This is a genomic window from Mucilaginibacter sp., from assembly GCF_041663085.1.
In the GTDB taxonomy this organism is placed as follows: domain Bacteria; phylum Bacteroidota; class Bacteroidia; order Sphingobacteriales; family Sphingobacteriaceae; genus Mucilaginibacter.
The window spans coordinates 1-2894 of the sequence record NZ_JBAZRC010000248.1; the positions used below are offsets into that span (position 1 = coordinate 1).

A 2894-nucleotide genomic window follows, 5' to 3' on the forward strand; every position below is an offset into this window, starting at 1 on the left:
CGCTTCTCTCGAGCTTCGCTGTTAACTTCCAGTCCGTCCTTACAGACTCGCTGCTGTTACGCTGCATAATTTATTCTCTATCTCTTTTAAGAACTTATTTCCTTGCCTCGCGGTTCGGTGTATGTTTTCTCATCATTGCGATGATTAACTTTTCATTTTTTCAATTCAGAAATCATTGCGATCTCTTTGTTTTTCAATGCTTTGCTTCGTTGTAGAAGCGGCTGCAAAGATGCGATTATTTTTAATTCTTGTCAAGTGTTATTTTCACTTTTTTTGAACTATTTTTTCTTCGCTGTTTTTCAATTAACAACCGCAATTCCTTTCGTTGTTGCGGGCTGCAAAGGTGCAAATAATGTTTTGATTTGGCAAGTGAAAAATTCACTTTTTTTTAATCTTTTTTTATTTGCTAAACCTTCAAAAAACGACGCCCTTTTTATTTGAGCGGCCACAAATGTAAGGAGAAAACCCTTACCCTTACAAGCATTATTTGAAAATAATTAAAACAATTTTATAACTACCTGTAAATTAACACCAATTTAACCTTATCTATATATGTACAAACACCAATTTGCACCTTATAAGCCCCTAAAGCACTATAATAAGTACAATTTAAGCCCGTGAAATTTTGCGTAAGTTTGAATCAGATATGGATAATTTCAACTTTCCGCCGCACTTTTTAGAGGATTTAAATGCCGAACCGGGCTTCGACAGGCAAAATTTTATTGATGCACATACATCTGAACCCGCCCCAACATCTATCCGGATCAACCCTTTTAAGCAATCGGAAGTAAAAACCGACTCGCAAGTACCCTGGTGCGCCGAGGGTTTTTATTTAAATGAGCGCCCTTCTTTCACTTTCGACCCACTGTTTCACGCCGGGGCGTACTATGTACAGGAGGCCTCGTCTATGTTCATCGGCCATATATTAAATACTATCCGCCCAAATAAGGAAGATGCTATTAAGGTATTAGACCTTTGCGCTGCGCCCGGTGGCAAAACCACCCTGTTAAATTCGGCACTGCAAAGCAGCGACTTGCTGGTGGCAAACGAGATCATTAAAACACGCGTACCTATATTAAGTGACAACCTTAACCGCTGGGGTACGTCAAATACTATCATCACCAATAACGACCCAAAGGATTTTAACGCCATCCATAGTTTTTTTGATGTGGTACTGGTTGATGCTCCCTGCTCCGGCTCGGGCATGTTTCGTAAAGACCCTGCCGCCATGAACGAATGGAGCGAAGGCAACGTGAACCTTTGTCACCAGCGCCAGGAACGCATCCTGGCCGATATATACCCGGCCTTAAAAGAGGACGGATACCTTATATATAGTACCTGCAGTTATTCGCACCAGGAGAACGAGGATATACTGGACTGGCTTTGCACCGAGTTTGATTTAGAAACCGTACGTATACCTATATATAAGGAGTGGGGAATTGTAGAGACCGAATCGCCACTAAAAAAGGCATGGGGATACCGCTTTTACCCGGGCAAGGTTAAAGGCGAGGGTTTGTTTGCGGCATGCCTGCGCAAAAAGGTGAGCAGTGGCGGTTTATCAAACTATAAAAACAACGGGCAGCAAAAACTACCGGCTAAAGAAATGGACCTGGTGAAGGCATACATTAACAAGCCCGACGATTTTTACTTTTTTAAGGTGAACGATGACTGGCTGGCCATAAACCGCGAACATAAAGAAAGCCTGAACATTTTGCATCGACACCTATATATAAAGAAGTCGGGCGTGCGGATTGGGAAACTGGCAGGTAACGACCTGATACCCGATCATGAGCTGGCCTTAAGCCTTGCTATTAATAAGGATGTTGTATTATCTACCGAATTAACCAAAGAGCAGGCCATACAATACCTGCGCCGGGACAATATAGCTATCACCGTAACCGGCAAAGGCTGGAGTTTGATGACCTACGAAGGATTGGCTTTGGGCTGGGCGAAGCTTCTACCGAACAGGATAAATAATTATTATCCGAAGGAGATAAGGATTATGACGCAGCAGGTGTTGTAAATTTATAATGTCATTTCGAACGATAGAGAGAAATCTTGTTCATTATGCAAAGTTCGCCGCCTATCGGTTGAACAAGATTTCTCCTCGCTACGCTCGCTCGAAATGACATCTTATATATAACAAGGAATTTAAAATGCATTAAGGTTTAAAGCTTTGAGGCACTCTGCCGAGTTTTTATAGACACTATATTTATAATCGTAAATATTAATGTGCCCGTTATTTTTTATCGGCCGCCCCCTCTTATCCTTAAGAGTATAGATTTTAGCTACGGGCTTAAAATTAACATCGTAATATTTCACTGATGTTTCATAAATCACACCATCTTTAACGCTATCATCAAATGTATTGGACTGTCTCCTGAAAGCGTAGGTATTACCATTAGCATCAAAATAGTGCGTGTATGTTATAAACCAATCTCCGCTCTCACTAAAAGGTATTTCAGCTATCATTATTATTTTGCCAGCAGTATCCTTTAATACATTGTAAGAATCGCCGCCTTCCTCGGGCCAATTATCATTCAACACTTTTACAGGGGTCTTCTTTTTGGGGAGTTTAGAATACAGCAACAGCGCCTTTCCATGTTTATCCAAATATTTGTCTGTGGCTGCTCTTTTATTTTTAAGGGCAGTAACAACAGAATCCGCTATTGATTTTTTAGCGATAAGTGTAGTTTGCGCCTTTACTGCAAAGCTTCCCATCAATATGATAAATATGCCCAGGAACTTCATGAGTACAATCTATATATTCTTCCCGTCCACTATCTTAAAGAATTCATCGCGGTAGGTATCCCCTACCGGGATAATCTTATCGGCAATGAAAATACGGCTGCGCTCAATACTATCAATCTTATTAATTGATACGATGTATGATT

2 protein-coding genes are annotated in these 2894 nt (G+C 40.8%); one reads left to right on the forward strand and one right to left on the reverse strand.

Translation table 11 applies throughout. The features are described from left to right. The first annotated feature begins 646 nt into the window (after positions 1-646). Entirely contained in the window at positions 647-2023 is a 1377-nt protein-coding gene (locus tag WC615_RS23155; RefSeq protein WP_372980392.1) for an RNA methyltransferase, read from the forward strand. Between the two features lie 128 nt (positions 2024-2151). Here WC615_RS23155 and WC615_RS23160 read toward each other — a convergent pair whose 3' ends face one another. Then, positions 2152-2751, reverse strand: a complete 600-nt coding sequence (locus WC615_RS23160; RefSeq protein ID WP_372980393.1) for a hypothetical protein — start codon at positions 2749-2751, stop codon at positions 2152-2154. Positions 2752-2894 lie beyond the last annotated feature (143 nt).

Excerpts from the sequence above, each read along its gene's own strand:
- WC615_RS23160 (WP_372980393.1), bottom strand. The coding sequence starts at position 2,751 with ATGAAGTTCCTGGGCATATTTATCATATTGATGGGAAGCTTTGCAGTA.
- WC615_RS23155 (WP_372980392.1), top strand. The coding sequence starts at position 647 with ATGGATAATTTCAACTTTCCGCCGCACTTTTTAGAGGATTTAAATGCC.